Source organism: Streptomyces dangxiongensis, from assembly GCF_003675325.1.
Classification (GTDB): Bacteria; Actinomycetota; Actinomycetes; order Streptomycetales; family Streptomycetaceae; genus Streptomyces; species Streptomyces dangxiongensis.
Genome location: NZ_CP033073.1, coordinates 7,879,651 through 7,895,751, shown reverse-complemented (window position 1 = coordinate 7,895,751; position 16,101 = coordinate 7,879,651). Strand labels below are relative to the sequence as shown.

16 protein-coding genes and 3 pseudogenes are annotated in these 16,101 nt (G+C 69.5%); 7 read left to right on the top strand and 12 right to left on the bottom strand.

Annotation, left to right across the window (positions count from 1 at the left end; translation table 11 throughout):
• Positions 1-306: 306 nt before the first annotated feature.
• A complete protein-coding gene (locus D9753_RS39130; RefSeq protein ID WP_121790688.1) occupies positions 307-516 on the bottom strand; it encodes a hypothetical protein in 210 nt (69 codons plus the stop codon).
• A 492-nt stretch (positions 517-1,008) separates the two neighbouring features.
• Here D9753_RS39130 and D9753_RS35235 point away from each other — a divergent pair, with 492 nt between their 5' ends.
• Positions 1,009-1,281 carry a hypothetical protein gene (locus tag D9753_RS35235; protein WP_240468384.1) on the top strand — a complete coding sequence of 91 codons (273 nt, stop codon included), beginning with the start codon at positions 1,009-1,011 and terminating at the stop codon, positions 1,279-1,281.
• Here D9753_RS35235 and D9753_RS35230 read toward each other — a convergent pair.
• The 4 genes and pseudogenes from D9753_RS35230 to D9753_RS36830 form a co-directional block, all read right to left on the bottom strand.
• On the bottom strand, positions 1,250-1,597 hold the full coding sequence (locus D9753_RS35230) for an STAS domain-containing protein (protein WP_163010883.1): 348 nt from the start codon (positions 1,595-1,597) through the stop codon (positions 1,250-1,252). The genes D9753_RS35235 and D9753_RS35230 overlap by 32 nt on opposite strands.
• A 478-nt stretch (positions 1,598-2,075) precedes the next feature.
• Positions 2,076-2,296 (bottom strand): annotated as a pseudogene (locus tag D9753_RS35225) (YnfA family protein); the annotation flags it as partial.
• An 8-nt stretch (positions 2,297-2,304) separates the two neighbouring features.
• The gene (locus tag D9753_RS38490) at positions 2,305-2,676 is read right to left on the bottom strand and encodes a MerR family DNA-binding transcriptional regulator (protein WP_121790685.1); all 372 of its coding nucleotides are present in this window, start codon (positions 2,674-2,676) and stop codon (positions 2,305-2,307) included.
• Entirely contained in the window at positions 2,673-2,927 is a 255-nt protein-coding gene (locus D9753_RS36830; protein ID WP_163010555.1) for a hypothetical protein, read from the bottom strand. The genes D9753_RS38490 and D9753_RS36830 overlap by 4 nt, the downstream gene beginning before the upstream one ends.
• 576 nt (positions 2,928-3,503) lie before the next feature.
• Between D9753_RS36830 and D9753_RS35210 the strand changes: the two are divergent.
• Positions 3,504-4,535 (top strand): annotated as a pseudogene (locus D9753_RS35210) (fatty acid desaturase family protein); the annotation flags it as partial.
• Positions 4,536-4,725: 190 nt separating this feature from the next.
• On the opposite strand, the gene D9753_RS35205 reads toward D9753_RS35210, so the two are convergent.
• Together D9753_RS35205 and D9753_RS35200 are read right to left on the bottom strand one after the other, a co-directional pair.
• Positions 4,726-5,307, bottom strand: coding sequence for a hypothetical protein (locus tag D9753_RS35205; RefSeq protein WP_121790683.1), 582 nt, complete (start codon positions 5,305-5,307; stop codon positions 4,726-4,728).
• A 466-nt stretch (positions 5,308-5,773) separates the two neighbouring features.
• Positions 5,774-6,652 carry a helix-turn-helix transcriptional regulator gene (locus D9753_RS35200; RefSeq protein WP_121790682.1) on the bottom strand — a complete coding sequence of 293 codons (879 nt, stop codon included), beginning with the start codon at positions 6,650-6,652 and terminating at the stop codon, positions 5,774-5,776.
• A gap of 159 nt (positions 6,653-6,811) precedes the next feature.
• Between D9753_RS35200 and D9753_RS35195 the strand changes: the two genes are divergently transcribed.
• Positions 6,812-7,777, top strand: a complete 966-nt coding sequence (locus D9753_RS35195; protein ID WP_121790681.1) for an aldo/keto reductase — start codon at positions 6,812-6,814, stop codon at positions 7,775-7,777.
• 82 nt (positions 7,778-7,859) lie between these two features.
• Here the strand turns inward: D9753_RS35195 and D9753_RS35190 are convergent, their stop codons facing one another.
• Entirely contained in the window at positions 7,860-8,759 is a 900-nt protein-coding gene (locus D9753_RS35190) for a helix-turn-helix domain-containing protein (protein ID WP_121790680.1), read from the bottom strand.
• A gap of 293 nt (positions 8,760-9,052) precedes the next feature.
• Between D9753_RS35190 and D9753_RS35185 the strand changes: the two genes are divergently transcribed.
• Positions 9,053-10,303 carry an MFS transporter gene (locus D9753_RS35185; RefSeq protein ID WP_205614338.1) on the top strand — a complete coding sequence of 417 codons (1,251 nt, stop codon included), beginning with the start codon at positions 9,053-9,055 and terminating at the stop codon, positions 10,301-10,303.
• A 70-nt stretch (positions 10,304-10,373) separates the two neighbouring features.
• Positions 10,374-11,132, top strand: a complete 759-nt coding sequence (locus D9753_RS35180; protein WP_338058002.1) for an NADPH-dependent F420 reductase — start codon at positions 10,374-10,376, stop codon at positions 11,130-11,132.
• Here D9753_RS35180 and D9753_RS35175 read toward each other — a convergent pair.
• Together D9753_RS35175 and D9753_RS35170 are read right to left on the bottom strand one after the other, a co-directional pair.
• Positions 11,115-11,243: a ribosomal protein L7/L12 gene (locus tag D9753_RS35175; RefSeq protein WP_276209454.1), complete on the bottom strand. Its 129-nt coding sequence runs from the start codon at positions 11,241-11,243 to the stop codon at positions 11,115-11,117. The two genes, D9753_RS35180 and D9753_RS35175, sit on opposite strands and share 18 nt — an antisense overlap.
• A gap of 704 nt (positions 11,244-11,947) precedes the next feature.
• A complete protein-coding gene (locus D9753_RS35170) occupies positions 11,948-12,427 on the bottom strand; it encodes an ATP-binding protein (RefSeq protein ID WP_121791458.1) in 480 nt (159 codons plus the stop codon).
• Between the two features lie 163 nt (positions 12,428-12,590).
• On the opposite strand from D9753_RS35170, the gene D9753_RS35165 reads away from it, so the two are divergent.
• Entirely contained in the window at positions 12,591-12,968 is a 378-nt protein-coding gene (locus tag D9753_RS35165; protein WP_240468382.1) for an STAS domain-containing protein, read from the top strand.
• A 205-nt stretch (positions 12,969-13,173) separates the two neighbouring features.
• A complete protein-coding gene (locus D9753_RS35160) occupies positions 13,174-14,088 on the top strand; it encodes a hypothetical protein (protein WP_338058001.1) in 915 nt (304 codons plus the stop codon).
• Positions 14,089-14,555: 467 nt separating this feature from the next.
• Here D9753_RS35160 and D9753_RS35155 read toward each other — a convergent pair whose 3' ends face one another.
• Positions 14,556-15,065 (bottom strand): GNAT family N-acetyltransferase, encoded by a 510-nt coding sequence (locus D9753_RS35155; protein ID WP_121790677.1) that lies wholly within the window; start codon positions 15,063-15,065, stop codon positions 14,556-14,558.
• Between the two features lie 288 nt (positions 15,066-15,353).
• Positions 15,354-15,695, bottom strand: a pseudogene (locus tag D9753_RS35150) (TetR/AcrR family transcriptional regulator); the annotation flags it as partial.
• Between the last annotated feature and the right edge of the window lie 406 nt (positions 15,696-16,101).

Here is a 16,101-nt window from a genome sequence, read left to right as displayed (position 1 = left end):
TTCCGGTCGGCCGTGTCCGGCTCGCGCACTGGGTCGCCCCTGGGCGGCAGGAAGGCGGGCAGGTACTGCGCGGACGGGCAGCGACGGACAGAGCCCGGGCACCGGCGTGGTGACGGTGTCGGAGGCGCGGGCGGGCGAAGCGGTCCGGCCGGGGCACGGTGCCGCGCGGGTGCGTCGGCGGACTGCCCTCCGGCTGACAGGCGGCAGCCGCCTGCAATCGGCGGCAGTCCTCGGCAGCGTATGCCGGGCCGCGACTGCGGCCTGCCGCTCGTGCTCCGCCCGCCGGCCTTGCCCGTGAGCCGGGGTCTACGGCTCGGGGATGAGCCGTACGACGGTGACGGTGAGGATGCTGTTGGAGACGATGTAGCGCACGATGGCGTGGCCGACGGTGGCCTCGCGGCGGTCGCGGTCCCCGCCCACGCTCGTTGAGCCGTGGCCGTAGGGATCGGCATAAACGAGACCTGCCAGTGCGAAACGGCAGAACCGAACCGGACCGGCTGAGACAGCCCCCGGCATGCGAGCGCTGGACCAGATCAGCGGTGGTTCCCGGCGGCCGGGCGTTTCAACCGATCTGGTGGCTGCAGGTCAGGGGTCTGCCCGCAGGCCCGAGCGCTGAGATGGGGCACAGGGACCTAAAATCGAACTTGCGGCCGATCCAGTGCTTACCGCATCACACAGCTCCGCTGCAGGACCGGGATCTCACACGCACCCGCAGGTGGATCGCGGACGAAGAGCACCGCCAGGCCGAGTGGCGCCAGGGCGAGCGGCACCGGCCCCCGCCGCCGGACTGGCTGGCGCGGTCACCAGCCCTCTCTTCGAATGGCTCTGCTGGCCCACAGAGCCACTCGCTCGACTGATCTCACACCGAGGTTGGGCGGCAAGCTCAACGCCGCCGGCTCCGCGAGGACACGCGCCAGCATGACTGGATGGGATCGCCCGGACCCTGAAGTCACTGATCGCGATGACTCACCCAGACCGGCGGTGGACCTTCCTGACCAACCACGAAGGGTGCTGCGGATCATCGCGCAGGATCCGGATGCACGGCTGCTCACCATCGCCACCGCCTGGGAGATCACCGAACGCACGGTCCAGGCCATCCTTACCGTCCTGGAACAGGCCGGCTATCTGCGCCGGCGACGGGACGGACGGCGCAACCGTACATCGTCGACCTCGACCAGCCGCTCCGGCACCCTGCGGAAGCCGGCCTCCACGTTCGCGCACTCGTGGAACTCGCCGTCGATGAGGTGTCTCAGCCGCCGAAGTCGGCTTCTGCATCGGTGACGGTGTCATAGACCTTCAATACCTGATCCGCACCGGTCATCTGGAGGATCCGCCGCAACGGTTCGGGCACATGCGCCAGCACCACCACAGTCCCGCCCTCATCCGCCTGTCGCCACACTCCGAGCAGTACGTTCAGCCCGGCGGAGTCGGAGAACGAGACGCCGGACAGGTCCAGCACAATGAAGCGGTCACCCCGCGCGATCAGTTCCGTGAACTGCGCGCGGAACACGGGCTCGGTCACGTAATCCATCTCGCCGACGACCCTCGCGACCAGGCAGCGCCCGGAGGCAATCGCCTCGATCTGCGGATCAGCCACACCGTGCTCCCAACCGTCTCGCCGGGAGACCACGGTGGAATCTCGACAAGAGCCCAACGCTCCCCTGCCCCGCTCTGAGCGTCCTACTCAGCCCTTCACCGACCTTGGTTCCGGGGTGAACCGCGAAGGGGCCATGATCTTGCTCGACTTTAGTGCTCAGCAGCGAACTCGGCGAGTTCGCTGAGCACTACGGTGGTCGTCGGCTGGGCCGTGGGGTGCGGTTTTCGTGGGCAGTGCCGTCCGGGTGGGCGGCCGTGCGTGGGCCGGTGGGCAGGACCAGGGCCCGCAGTAACACGGGGTCCGACGGCCGCAGGGCCGTGGGGAGATCCGGTGGTCGGCGGATCGACCCGGTGTCCTGCCATCCCCACGACAGGAAGGCGTCACAGGCCGCGGTCGGTCTGGGCGATGAGCGTCGCCCGAGCGAGGCATGGTGGTCGGCGACAAGCCGTTCCTGGAGCCTGCGGGTGAGGCCCTGGGCGGACCCGGCCACGAAGATCCCGCCGTACGCGGAGAGATTCGCCCGAAGTCGTCGTCCGACTGCCAGGTGGCCACCACGCCATGGACACCGAGGGCGATGACGCCGGCACCGATCCAGATCCAGCCCTTGTGCTCCCGGATGCCCTGCCAGACCAGCCACGCGCCGCCGATCTCGAAGAGGGCGGCGACGAACAGGGCAGCGGAACGAGCGACAATCGTGATCGGTGAGCCTAGCGACGGCCCGTGCCTCCGATCTCCAGCAGGTCGGCGGACGTCTTGCAGCCGCATCCGCTCTCACCTGCGGCCTTCGGCGCACAGGAGCAGGAGCGGCGGCGCTGGCCGAGCCACCAGGTTCCAGCGGCGAGCCGCGGCCAGGACGACGGCGAGGGCGGGCAGCCAGCCCACCACCGCCCCGGCGCCGGCACCGACGACCCCGGCTTGATCGCTCTCAGCGCGGTGACCGCGTCCTCGCCATAGAGGCGGTGACCGTTGTTGGTGCGTTCCGGCTCGGCCAGCAGGCCGCGCCGCTCGTAGTAGCGCAGGGTCTGGATGTTCACCCCGGCCGCTTCGGCGACCTGCCCGCTGCGCAGGCCCGTACTCACCGCTGCTCCCCGGCAGCGGCCGTCCGGGCGGCCAGGGCGTCCAGGACCGCCTCGTGCGCCTGGTCCAATGAGCTGCCCAGACGGAGCAGGTCCTGGTCGGGGGTGGTGGTGAAGGTGAAGAACGAGCAGCAGCCGCTCTCGCGCTCCACCAGGTCCCGCACCCGGTCTTCCACACCCTCTCCGCCGACCAGGTCAAGGCGCAGACGGAGCGGCTGGGGCCGGAACAGCGAGGTCAGACGCTCGGAGAACAACGCATCCCACTCCGCGACCCATAGGGGGCCGCTCCTCGGTGGGCAACGTGCAGGACTGCGGCACCCACGCCAGGCCGTTCATCGCACTCACTCCCGTCATCACGTCCCCTAGGGGGTGACACCACCGACGGTAGACCTGTACCTAGGTACCGGTTGCAAGCTCGTGAGCACCGCCTGGTCATTCGTGTCGGGCGCGCTTGGCCGCGGATCGAGCGGTGCCTCCAGTGTGGGCGCTGGAGTCCGGACAGGACGAGGGCGTCTGGGAGACGAGCAGGACCACGGCCAGCGCGGTCATGAGGGTCAGGTCTGAGAGCAGACCGAGGAGCAGCCCGCCCAGCAAGCACCGAGGACGATCGTTCGGCTGAAGCCTCGCAGAGCCCTTCGCCGCGTAGGCGACCGCCCTCACGACCGCAGAAGCCCTGCGCTCCGCGACTGTCTGAGACCTGCCTGGCAGGGAACCCGCCTCCATAAGAGGGCCTTTGCCACCGGTCGAGGAAGCGCGCCGCCCAGACCGGTCTCAGCGGCTCCCAGGGCGGCTACAAGTCACCTGCCCACTTAGCAGAGAGCCTTACCTTCATGACGAGTACCACGGTGCGACCCCCGCGCTCGGAAACCTCCGGCAGTGATTTCGCCCGGTTGTCGAGGAAGATCGCGGACGCCGGGCTGCTGGGCCGTCGGCCTGGCTATTACGCGCTTCGGATCACAACGGTGGCCGGGCTCTATGCCGGCGGGTGGGCCGCCTTCGCACTCGTCGGCGACAGTTGGTGGACCCTGGCGGTCGCGGCCTTCCTGGCCGTTGTCTTCGGCCAGGTCGCCCTGGTCGCTCACGATGTGGCCCACCGGCAGGTGTTCCGCCGGCGCCGGGTCAGCGAGGTGTCCGGGCGGATAGCCGCAGCGGGTATCGGTATGGGGTACGGCTGGTGGCAGGACAAGCACACCCGTCACCACGCCAACCCCAACAACGAAGAACTCGACCCCGACCTCGACCCCGACCTGCTGGTCTGGACCCAGGACCAGGCCCGGGCCGCCACCGGACTGCCCCGCCTGATCGGCCGCTGGCAGGCCTTTCTGTTCTTCCCGCTCCTCACACTGGAGGGCTTCAACCTGCACGTGTCGAGCGGGAAGGCGCTGACCAACCGCTCGCTCAAGCACCGGACGCTCGACGGCACCCTGCTGTTCGTGCACTGCGCGGTCTACCTGACCGTCCTTTTCTGGTTCCTGCCGCCCGACATGGCAATCGCCTTTCTCGGCGTTCACCAGTGCCTGTTCGGCCTCTACCTCGGCTCCCTCTTCGCTCCCAACCACAAGGGCATGCCGATTCTGAAGGGCGACAACCGCCCGGACTTCCTCCGCCGCCAGGTACTCACCTCACGCAACGTGAATGGCGGCTGGTTCACCGACATCGCCCTGGGCGGGCTGAACCACCAGATCGAACATCACCTGTTCCCCAGCATGCCCAGCCCCAACCTACGCAAGGCCCGGACCATCGTCCGCCGCTACTGCGGGGAACTGGGCGTGGACTACCTGGAGACCGGACTGATCGCCTCCTACCGGCAGGCACTCACCAGCCTCCACCAGGCCGGGGCACCCCTCAGGCGCGCCCGCGTCCACGCCCAGGGGCTGCGGGGGGGACAAGGCCGGCGACGCGTAGTGGCTACTGCCAGTCCGCCGGCCCCGGGGCTTCAGTCCTCGCCCACCGCCTTCCACAGCACGGGCTTTCCCGCATCGGAGACAGTCGCGGCTCGTGTCCGAGCTGATCGACTGGTCCGCGCCCGGCCCGCGGCCGCGAGCGGATCCCTCAAGAGTGTTGCGGGATGAAGGGGGTGGCGGCGGAGCGAGCCCGCTCCCACATGCCGGGGAGCTGCTCCTCGGGACGCTGCTGCTCACCGTGCAGGGCGTTGAGCACCACCAGGCATCCTGTCAGGGCCGGCACCGCCCACTGCGCGACGGCCAGCTGCCGCTGGGCGCTGTCGAGGTCGATGGGGTGCTGGGCAGCCTTTTCGGCGTCCTGTGGGTCGGAGGAGGAAGCCAGCTCGACTTTCTTGCCCAGGACCCGGGCGTAGGCAGTGACGGCCAGGGCCGCAGCGGTGACGAGGGTCTTGGCCGTGGTGGAGGCCCCCACACCCTTCTGGGCGGCGACCCGGTGAGCGTTCACCGCAAGCAGTCCGCCGCCGCCGAACAGGTGCGCGCCGATGGCCGCGGCGCTGACCGGTGTCCACTTCGCCCACCCTGACGAGGCGATCCGTGCACCGGCCTGGGCCGTCTCACTTTGATCCTTCGCTGCCCCGTTGAGACCGACCGCGCCCATGAGAGAGCCGCCGAACCAGGCTGCCAGCCCCACATCGTGCAGGCTGCGGATGAGGGTATTGCGATCAGACATGACAATGCTCCTTGAACAGGGACAGGGGAGGGTGCCGACAGAAACGTCGGCACCACTCCACCCTCGCCGGAGCCCGGCCCCGCCGCCACCACGACTGACCCGGACGGATGCAAGGCCCAGGGAGAGGCGCCAGGGCAGTCCGTGGCGGTTCCAGGACGCACTTGTGTTCGTGGCCGACGGCGGCCTTTCGCGCCGGACAGCCCCCATGCCTTGCAGTCGTTGCGGTTGCCCGGACACCGACACCGCCCCGAGGCGCTTCTGGAGCATGTGCGCGATCACGTCGAGCGACTCCACGGGCGCCGCGGTCTCCGGGCCATCGGACAGGGCGATGCGGGCCGTGATGCGCTTGACGTCCCCGTACGCGGGTGGTCCTGTCGCGACGATCCGCGACAGGACCACCCGCGTAGCGGCCGGCGAACGCTGCTGGGACGACCGACCGGACCGCCGCCCGCCGAGCGGCAGGGCCTCAGCCGGTGGGAGCCTGGGTGCTCTGTTCGCCCTCGACCGCGGCGGCCCAATCGGCCAGCCGACGAAGGGCCTTCTCGGACGGGGAATCGGGCTCGGCGCTGTAGACGGTGAGAATCAGGCCGGCGTCGGAGTCGACGGTCATCGACTCATAGGACACGGTGAGGTCGCCGACGGCAGGGTGGCGGATGCTCTTCACGCCACCGCGATGGATGCGCACGTTGTGATCGGCCCAGCGCGTACGGAAGAGCTCACTGCCCGCGGACAGCTCGTCCACCAGTTCGGCCAGCGCCTTGTCACGCGGGTTACGGCCGACCTGCCAGCGCAGAGCGGCGACGGTGTCGTGGGCGACGGTGTCCCAGTCGGGGAAGAAATCGACCGCACGCGGGTCCAGGAGGATGAACCGGGCGTTGTTCACAGGCAGCGACCGGCCGTGCATGAACGGTGAGAACAGGGCGCGGCCGAGCTGGTTGGCGGCCAGGGTGTCAAGGCGAGGTGTACGGAGGTATGCGGGGAGGCCGGCCACGGCGTGGAGAATGCGCAGGATGGCAGGCGGAATCTGCGGCGCGCGCGTCTCGCTCGGTGGAACCGCGCCGTCCGCGGAGCGCACCAGATCGAACAGATGTGTGCGCTCGGCCTCGTTGAGCTGAAGCGCACGAGCGAGGTTGTCCAGGACGCCGTCGGAAACACCAAGGGCGTTGCCCCGCTCCAGGCGGGTGTAGTAGTCGACGCTGACACCGGCCAGAGAGGCGACCTCCTCACGGCGCAGTCCGGGTACACGCCGCGCGTCACCGCCGTAGGCGGGCAGCCCTGCCTGCTCCGGGGTGATCTTGGCCCTCCGGGAGCTCAGGAAGTCGCTGACTTCTTGGCGTCTGTCCATATTCCGAGGTTATGTCCATGTCGTCGTGCTGGGGGGAACTGCCAGTACCTGGGTTCTCAGGGTCTCCCTCGCCAGTCGTGCGAGGGGTTGCATGGATCGTGTCCGGCGGTCAGCGACGGGGCCGCCGCCCCCGGATTCGGCAGAGAGGATGAGAACGGTATGCGTACCACCACTATGGGCAGCAAGGGTCCTGAAGTCGGCGTTCTGGGGCTGGGCTGTATGGGCATGAGTTTCGCCTACGACATGGCCGCGCCACGCGACGACGAGACGTCGGTCTCCGTGATCCGCCAGGCGCTCGACCTGGGCATCACCCTGCTCGACACCGCCGACGTCTACGGCCCCTACATCAACGAGGAACTGGTGGGCCGGGCCCTGAGCGGCGGCCATCGCGAGCGCGCGGTTCTGGCGACGAAGGTCGGTCTGGCAAGCGTGGGCGGGCCGGGCGAGGTCCGTACGGTTCCCAACGGGCGCCCCGAACATGTACGTACATCGATCGACGAGAGCCTGCGCCGGCTCGGCACCGACCACGTAGATCTCTACCAGTTGCACCGCGTCGACCCGGACGTGCCCGTCGAGGAGACCTGGGGTGCGATGGCGGAGACCGTCGCGGCGGGCAAGGCCCGGCACATCGGTCTGTCCGAAGCGACCGTCGACCAGATCAAGCGGGCACAGTCGGTGCACCCGGTGACCTCGGTGCAGTCGGAGATGTCGCTGTGGACCAGGGAATGGATGACCGACGTGCTGCCCTACTGCCAGGAGCAGGGCATCGCCTTCCTGCCGTTCTCGCCGCTGGGCAAGGGCTTCCTCACGGGCCGGTTCACTTCCTTCGACGACCTGCCCGAGGACGACTTCCGGCGCCGGCTGTCCCGCTTCCAGCAGGAGGCGCTGCGCGTCAACCTGGCCATCGCGGGCAAGGTGCGGGAGATCGCCGAGCGGACGGGGGCCACTCCGGCCCAGGTGGCGCTGGCCTGGCTGATCGCCCAGGGGCCGTACGTCGTCCCCATTCCCGGCACCAAGACCCCCAAGTACCTCGCCGACAACGCGGGATCGGCCGATATCGAACTCAGCACCGAGGACCTGGCCGAACTGGACGCGCTGCCCACGCCGCAGGGTGGCCGCTACTGACGGCAGTCGAGTTCGACCCGGCTCAGCGGCGACGGGCACCGGCGGCGTTCGTGTGGCTGTCGAGGGACTGGCCCCGGCGGTCTCAGCGCCCTTGCCGCGGGTCGGGTCCCGGGGCTGGCTGGTCGTCTGTCTGCTCGGGATCCGTGGTGGCCGCCCAACTGGCGAGGAAGTCGAGGGCGTCTTCGGAAGGGGAGCCGGGTTCGGCGGTGTAGGCGACGAGGGTCAGGCCGGCGTCGGCGTCGATGGCCATCGACTCGTAGGGCAGGGAGACGGCGCCGACGACAGGGTGCTGAAGCCGTTTGACGCCGGTGCGGTGTATCTGCACGTTGTGGGCCGCCCACCGGGTACCGAAGGACTCGCTTCGTGTGGACAGTTCGCCGATGAGCTCTGTCAGCGTCTTGTCGTAGGGGTTGCGGCCGGCCTGCCAACGCAGGGAGGCGACGGCGTCGTCGGCCGTGGTCTCCCAGTCGCTGAAGAATTCATGGGCCCCTGGGTCGAGGAAGAGGTACCGGGCGTGGTTGACGGGCAGCGGCCGGTCCTTCAGCACCGGTGAGAACAGGGCGCGGCCCAGGCGGTTGACGGCGAGGGTGTCGAAGTATCCGTTCCATACGAGTGCGGGCGTCGACATCGTGTCGAGGATGCGCTGCACGGCCGGGCGCACCTGGTGCCGAGCCTTCCGGCGGGTCCGGGTGGTGGCGTTCGCCGCGCGGACCAGGTCGAAGAGGTGGGTTCGCTCCGCCTCGTTGAGCTGGAGAGCACGCGCGAGGTTGTCCAGGACGCTGTCTGAGACACCTCGGGCGTCACCGCGTTCCAGGCGGGTGTAGTAGTCGACGCTGACGCCGGCCAGGAGTGCGACTTCCTCGCGGCGCAGGCCCGGAACACGGCGGGCGTCTCCGCCGAAGACGGGCAGCCCCGCCTGTTCGGGCGTGATCTTTGCCCGGCGCAATGTCAGGAACTCGCGGATCTCTTTCCTCCTGTCCATTCTCCGAGGCTAGGCCCGGCATGGCGGGACTGGGAGGCCCTGCCAGTACCTGGGTCATCAGGCTCTCCCTCATCAGCCACCGAGGCTGTTGCATGGATGGAGCCCCGGTGGTGGCGGGAGGAACCGCCCGCCGCACGACGGCGCCGGCCACCCCTGCGTCGTGGGGCCGGCGGGGTGCAGTCCCGGTGAAGTGGCATCCGCCCCGCTCTTCGGCATCCGCTCGCTCGACCCGTTGTCCCGTCCCCGGGGCAGCCACTCGAACGCAACCCATTCGATCAAGGAAGCAGCACCACGTGTCCACTCCCGAGAACACCGTGCCGCCTGCCACAGCCCGGCCTGGCGAGGCCGGGCCCCGGCAACGGCAGCAGGGGATCAGCCGCGGGCTGACGCTGCTGTTCGCCATCGCCGGCGGTGCGGCCGTCGCGAACCTCTACTGGGCTCAGCCACTGCTGGACTTCATCGCGCGCGACCTGCACGCGTCCGCCTCCCTGGCAGGATGGCTGGTCACCGCGACCCAGATCGGCTACGCGGTCGGCATCCTGCTCATCGTGCCGCTCGGCGACGTGATGGACCGGCGCCGGCTCATCCCGCTGATGATGCTGATCGGGGCCGTGGCACTGGTGGGATGCGCGTTGGCGCCGTCGATCGGCGTACTCCTCGTGGCCATCGCCGCGCTGGGAGTAGGCACGGTGTCCGGCCAGATCCTCGCCCCACTGGCAGGGGACCTCGCCACCGACGGCGAACGCGGCCGAGTGGTCGGTACGGTCGCCTCCGGAATCCTGATCGGCATCCTCATCTCGCGCACGGTGAGCGGCCTGGTCGCGAGTATCGCTGGATGGCGCGCCGTGTTCGTGGTCGCGGCAGCTACGGCGGTGGTCTTCGCCCTCCTGCTGCACCGCGCGATCCCGTCGATGGAGCCCAAGCTGCGCATGCCGTACCCGGCGCTGATCGCGTCCGTCGGCCGGGTGGTCCGGCAGGAGCGGATGGTGCGCTGGACCCTGGTCCTGGGCGCCATCGGATTCGGCGTCTTCACGATGTTCTGGACGGCGCTGACATTCCTGCTGAGCGCACCGCCGTTCTCCTACCCGGTCTCGATCATCGGCCTGTTCGGGCTGGCCGGGCTGGCCGGCGCCATGGCCGCACAGGGAGCGGGCCGGCTCCAGGATCGCGGCTGGTCGCTGCCCGCCACCGGAGCAGGCTGGGCCCTGGCCCTGGTCGCGTTCGGTACCGCCGCGCTCGCAGGCCACTCCGTCCTCGTGCTCGTGGTGGCCATCGTGCTGCTGGACATCGCCGTCATGGGTCTGACCATCCTCAACCAGACACGGCTGTTCGCCGTGTCGCGGCAGGCCCGAAACAGGATCAACACCGCCCTGGTGACCAGCAACTTCATCGGCGGCGCCATCGGATCGGCCGCCGCTTCCCTGCTGTGGCAGGCCGGAGGCTGGACAGCCGTGACGCTCACCGGTGCCGCCCTGGCATGCCTCGCCCTGACCGTGTGGGCGGTCGGCCGCCGCGGCCCACTCGTAGCAGCGGACGCACCGTGACACAGATCAATCCATCCACCGCCCTAACCCACGCGCCGTCCGGGCGCGTTGATCCTGGAGGTTCGACACCATGACAAAGACCATCGGTTTCATCGGAAGCGGCATGATCGGCAGCTCGCTCGCCCGCCTCGCCGTCGCAGCCGGCCTCGATGTCGTCATGAGCAACTCGCGCGGCCCCGAGACCCTCGCCGACCTGGTCGCCCAACTCGGTGACCGGGCCCACGCGGTCACCACGGAGGAGGCGGCGAAGGCAGGCGACGTGGTGGTGGCAACCGTCCCCATGAGCGCCTACGACAAGCTCCCCGCCGACGCGCTGGCCGGGAAGACCGTGATCGACACGATGAACTACTACCCGGAGCGCGATGGCCGCATCGCAGAACTGGACAGCGCGGAAGTGACCTCCAGCGAGCTGCTCCAGCGGCACCTGGCGAACTCCCGTGTCGTCAAGACGCTCCACAACATGGACCACCGCCGGCTGTTCAGAGCCGGGCTCGTCCCGCCGGCGCCCCGGACCGCAGCGCCCTGCCCGTCGCCGGGGACGACCCGGCCGCCAAGGCCGAGATCGTCCGGCTTCTGGACGTCCTGGGCTACGACGCCGTCGACATCGGCACACTTGCCGACTCCTGGCGCTGCGAGCCCGGCACCCCCCGTCTACGTCTGGCCCTACCTCGGAGACCGCCCCGAGGGGATCACCAAGGAGGAGGCACAGCGCTGGTTCCAGGAAGCCCCGGGCGAGCCGGTGCCCGCCGACGGGGTCAAGGAACTGGTCGACCAGGCTGTCCGGGGCCCCGTGGGCGGCTCCTTCGCCGCCCTACCGTTCTGGGGCTGAGGTTGGCGCGCTGTCGAGCAAGAGGCCGCTGTCCCAGAGACTGAGGCCGGTGATCGTCCGAATGGCACGGACCGCCTCCATCTTCCGGTCTCCTACCTCTGTCAGCAGCACACGAGATCAAGGCTCTTCGACACACCGTCCCCAGTCACCTCGGCTGCCCGGCAAGTGAGCCGTCACCGCAACTACCGAGTGCCGTGGGCTGGCCGGCTCAGGCCGAGCGGACTATCGGCGCGCTGAGCGGAGCGCGGGGCCCGGCGAGCGGGACCGGTCGGGGTGCGTGCCGGGCGCACCCCGGTACGGCGGCCGGGCGGCGGGGCGGCACGCCTGGCGCGGCGGGGCGACACGCGGCAGGGCCTCCGCCCGGCCGTCGGCCCGCGACAGCGTCAGGCGGCGCCGGGAGCGCCCGGCACAGGGACGGGACGGCGGCCGGGGCGAAGCCGACCGCGACGCAGGCTCCGGACCGGAACGCGGCGAACGGCACTGCGGACGGCCACCCGCAGCGGGCAGGAGGCGGACCACACCTCGCCGGACCGGATCCCGCAGCCCATGACGGAACCCGGCATGACGGGCGGCCGACCAGCGCCCCGACAGTGGTTTCGGTGAACGATCACGCGTCTCCCCCTGCACCAGCTGCAGTTGAAAAAGCGCCAGTAGACCCTTGCGAAACCGGCGCGCCGCACCCACGCTCACTCGTACGCGCTGGTTCGCGAGGCTGTGCCGCACGACGCGCCCACGCCGATCTCGCCGAGCACGGCATCGTCGGCCAGCCCCAATGACCCCAACCCGCCGTGTCCGTGGCCTACTGGCGGACGCTCTTAGAGAGGGCTCCGCCCGGCGAGGGCAGCGCCGGGGTCGTCCAGCAAGGCGATGCGAGCGGTGATGCGTTTGCCGACCGGCTCCCGCTGGACCTCGAAGCCCTGAGCAACTGCCAGCACGATCTCCAGCCCGTGCTGCCCCACACGTCCGGCATCCGCGGCCCGGGCCACCGGCATCACCGGCCCGGAGTCCCACACCACCACTTCGACCACGTCTCCGACGATACGCAGATCCATCAGCACCGGGCCGGGGGCGTACTTGCGGGCATTGGTCACCAACTCGCTGACCACCAACTGGGTCAGGTCTACGGCGCGCTGCGAGACGGGCAGACTGTGCTCGGCCCGTGCCCGGGTGAGGAACTGCGCTGCCAGGTGGCGGGCCTGGGCGATGTCCGCGCCGTCGCCTTCCAGGGCCACCGTGGTATGGAGGGTTGGAGTCTCCGGTGCGGTGCCGTCCTCACTCACCAGGGCTGGTTCCATCACGGCCCGCTTTCGCTACCCCGTTCACACCCTCGCGTGTACCCACGCCCGCGCGGTACACGCTCCGCTCTCCTGCACCGGCTTCCACACCGGCACAGCAGCATCGCCCGGACGTGCAGGGCAGCACTTCGGGCCAAAGGTCTAGGTGTGCAAGTATCACCGAATGACTGAAGGACGAATGACGGACACCGGGCAAGCCGAACAGGCCGGCGGGCTGTCGGTCGTGACCACCGCCACGGACGGCATCCGCGTGCTGACCCTGGCCGGGGAGATCGACCACCACACCGGCGACCAGCTCCGGCACGCCCTGGAGGTCACCGGCACCGCCCGGCCCCGCATCGTGATCGATATGCTCCGGGTCACCTTCATGGACTCCAGCGGCATCAACATCCTCGTCAACGCCCACCAGACCGTCACCGAGGCCGACGGCTGGCTCCGCCTGGCCGCACCGACCGACTCCGTCCTGCGGGTCCTGCAGCTCGTCGGCATCGACGACGTCATCCAGTGCCGCCCCACCCTCCGCGAGGCCCTGGCTCTCTGACCGCACGTCGAACATCCGGCAGGTGTCGCTGCTCGGCGAGTGACCCGCACCACCCGGGCCGGCCCACCCCGCACCGACCGGACCCCGCAGCGCCGCGCGGACCGGTGTTGCGTGGCCGGTTCCTTCCGCGCCTTCTTCCCCTACTGCCCTGGGGTCACCGACTCTGACCGGACAGCGGACCTGAACCTGTGTGAGGGGAACCGGCATGAGCGGTATGCGGAACAGGGGACACGGGAACATCGCCGGTGACAGCTCCCAGGCGTCGCAGCTTCCCGTCCCGGAGGGCATGGCGGCGTTCGACGACAGCTACGATCAGCCGGATCCCCGGGCCTATTTCCGTGCACTGGGCCCACTGGAGTACCAGGCACCCCATCACGGACAGGGCGTCTTCCGGCGGGCGGTCGCGGCCCGCACGCGGACGGCCCGCGGGGCGGAGCCGGTGACCGTGCTGGACATCTGCTGCTCGTACGGCATCAACGCCGCCCTCCTCAACCATGCGGTGACACTGGACGACCTCTACGCCCACTACACCTCGCCGGAGGCCACCGCGCTCACTACAGCCGAACTGATCGAATGGGACCGCAGCTACTACGCCGCTCGTCGGCGCCCTGACCCGGCCCGGGTGATCGGACTGGACATGGCCGCGAACGCCATCTCCTACGCATGCGAGGTGGGGCTGCTGGGACAAGGCTTCGCCGAGAACCTCGAAACCGCGCCGCCCTCTGCGTCCCTGCTCCGTGCCGCGCGGCACGCCCGCCTGATCACGATCACCGGAGGGGCGACCTTTCTGTCCCCCCGCACCTTCCAACCGATCCTGGCCTGTGCCCAGGACCCGGTGTGGGTCGCGGCGTTCGTGCTGCGCACCACCTCCTACAAGTCCATCGCCGCATGCCTGGCCTCGAACGGCCTGGTCACCGAGGAGGTCACCACACACACATTCCCGCAACGGCGCTTCACCGACGCGGACGAACAGCGATACGCCGTCCAAGCGGTGACCGGGGCCGGCGGTGACCCGAACGGGAAGGAGGTTGACGGCTACTTCCACGCGATGCTGCACCTGTCACGCCCCCCGGAAGACGCGACGGCATTTCCGCTGGCCGACCTGATACCGAGCCCGTGAACTGAACCCTGCCCACACACACGCGGTCCTTGCTGGCGTCGCGGCCGTCGAGGCGGCCCCGCGCCAGGGGTGGACGGTGACCCGCGCTAGGACGACAGCGGCCGGCAACCTCGGGGTTCACGCTGGGATTTCACCTTCGAAGATCTCGGTGACCTGGCCACTGAAGAACTGAATGCAAGGGCCATGCGCAGCGTGGCTCCGTCGGCATCGTGTGTGATGGCGCCGCTCGCGCAGGTCGTTGGCGAGGCGGCGTTGCCCCGCAGTTATCGCACGCACGCCCAGGTTGCGCGGCCCGGTCAGGGCTCGGGTGCGGTTGTGGGCGTGCAGTTGGGCAGCTCCAACGCGCATGGTGTGGCCGTGGGAGCACGAAGGCCGCTACCGGATGCCGACCGTCTCCAGCAGGAGGTGAAGGTCGTGGGTGGCTTCGCCGGTGGCGAGCCTTGCCCCCGTGCGGCGCGACGAACCTGTCAGGTCAGGTCCATTCGCGGGTCCACGGACCAGTGGTTGGTCTTGAAGATCCGCCCGGCGAAGGTCACGTCGGCCTCTGAGACGAAGCGGAAGCCGACCGAGCGGCAGATGCCGTTCGAGGCGGCGTTGCTCGTTGCCGGGAAGGCGTGCACGACTCCCCAGCGGTCCTCGTCGCGGGCCTGCTCCAGGAGAGCGCGGACGGCACGCTTGCCCAGCCCCTGCCCCTGGAACTGGGGGAGAACCATCCAGCCGATCTCGGAGATCGGGCCGTCATCGGCGTTGTGGGACCAGAGGGTCACCGTTCCCGCCACTACCTCGGGGGCGGCCGGATCGGGGACGATCATCTTGAACCAAGCCAGGTCGGCGGCCGCCTGCTCGGCATCCCGGCGAACTTTGGCCGCCATCTCCTCGCGCGGCTGGGGGCCGCCGAGGTCGGCCATCATGACGGGATCGCATCGCATCCGGACATAGGCATCGACATCGTCCGGTGAGACGTTGCGCAACCTCACTGGCTCCTCCTCGTGTCACCGAGGATCGTCGCACAGCATCGATCATGCGCACTGTCGAACGCCCGTGCTGTCATGGCGAGGTCCGGCTCGACTGGTTCACGGACTTCCTGGTCCGGCAGGGCATCGTGGGCGCTGTGGGGAGTCACGAGCATCGACAGCAGGTCTCCTCTGCCGCCTCCGGGCCGCTTGCCTGCGCAGGTGGTCCTTGGCCGACCGCCGCCGCCCGCCACTGATGGTGTCAGGCATTGATGTCAGCCCCGCAAACGACCTCTGGACCACTGTCATTACCAGCGCGCGATAGCCGTTACGGCCTGGTGGGGGGGGCAGGCCGCATGCGACCAGGCCGTCGACGATCTGCTCGACGAACCAGAGGGCGGATGCGGACATCAGGTCGTCGGCGGTCAGTACCTCCACGATCCAGGGACAGGCAACGAGTGCCTCGTGGATCGCGGCGGCGACGACGATCTGCTCACGGGGCTGGGCAGGCAGTTCGGGTCGGTGCAGCGTCCGCGCAGCGTAGTCGTCCATCAGCAGGACGAGCAGTTCTTCCTTGTTGCGGACGTGGTGGGACAGCACCATCGGCGTACTGCCGATCTTCCCTCGCTGACCGCTTGGGCATGGGTGCGCCATGAAGCACAGCAGGACCTGTCTGGAGCGCTGCGAGCGCGACAGGAGAAGCAGTGGAGATCTAACGCAGGCTCGTGACGGCCATGCCTGCGCAGTTCCTTCCACCACTTCGCTCTTGTGCTGGGCTTGCAGGCGGGCATACTCCTCAGGCTCGGGCGCCAACGGGAGGCGGGAGACGTCCGGGCCTGGCTCGCGGCGAACGACCCCATTCCCAACTCGCACGAACGAGTGCTACTGAGAGACCGCAGCCCCTCACCGGACCGTGTCCGGTCTGCCCCCTTGTGCTTGTGCTTTCCGGACCGCCAGAGGTCCTTGCCGTTGGGGCCGGGGGCGGCGCGCGGGAGAGGCTCATGCGCAGGCAAGCGCGCGGTGTGCGGCCTGCAGAAACGTGGAAAGTCCCCTGCCCGCC

Excerpts from the sequence above, each read along its gene's own strand:
- D9753_RS39130 (WP_121790688.1), bottom strand. The coding sequence starts at position 516 with ATGCCGGGGGCTGTCTCAGCCGGTCCGGTTCGGTTCTGCCGTTTCGCA.
- D9753_RS35205 (WP_121790683.1), bottom strand. The coding sequence starts at position 5,307 with ATGTCTGATCGCAATACCCTCATCCGCAGCCTGCACGATGTGGGGCTG.
- D9753_RS35200 (WP_121790682.1), bottom strand. The coding sequence starts at position 6,652 with ATGGACAGACGCCAAGAAGTCAGCGACTTCCTGAGCTCCCGGAGGGCC.
- D9753_RS35195 (WP_121790681.1), top strand. The coding sequence starts at position 6,812 with ATGCGTACCACCACTATGGGCAGCAAGGGTCCTGAAGTCGGCGTTCTG.
- D9753_RS35190 (WP_121790680.1), bottom strand. The coding sequence starts at position 8,759 with ATGGACAGGAGGAAAGAGATCCGCGAGTTCCTGACATTGCGCCGGGCA.
- D9753_RS35180 (WP_338058002.1), top strand. The coding sequence starts at position 10,374 with ATGACAAAGACCATCGGTTTCATCGGAAGCGGCATGATCGGCAGCTCG.
- D9753_RS35170 (WP_121791458.1), bottom strand. The coding sequence starts at position 12,427 with ATGGAACCAGCCCTGGTGAGTGAGGACGGCACCGCACCGGAGACTCCA.
- D9753_RS35165 (WP_240468382.1), top strand. The coding sequence starts at position 12,591 with ATGACTGAAGGACGAATGACGGACACCGGGCAAGCCGAACAGGCCGGC.
- D9753_RS35160 (WP_338058001.1), top strand. The coding sequence starts at position 13,174 with ATGAGCGGTATGCGGAACAGGGGACACGGGAACATCGCCGGTGACAGC.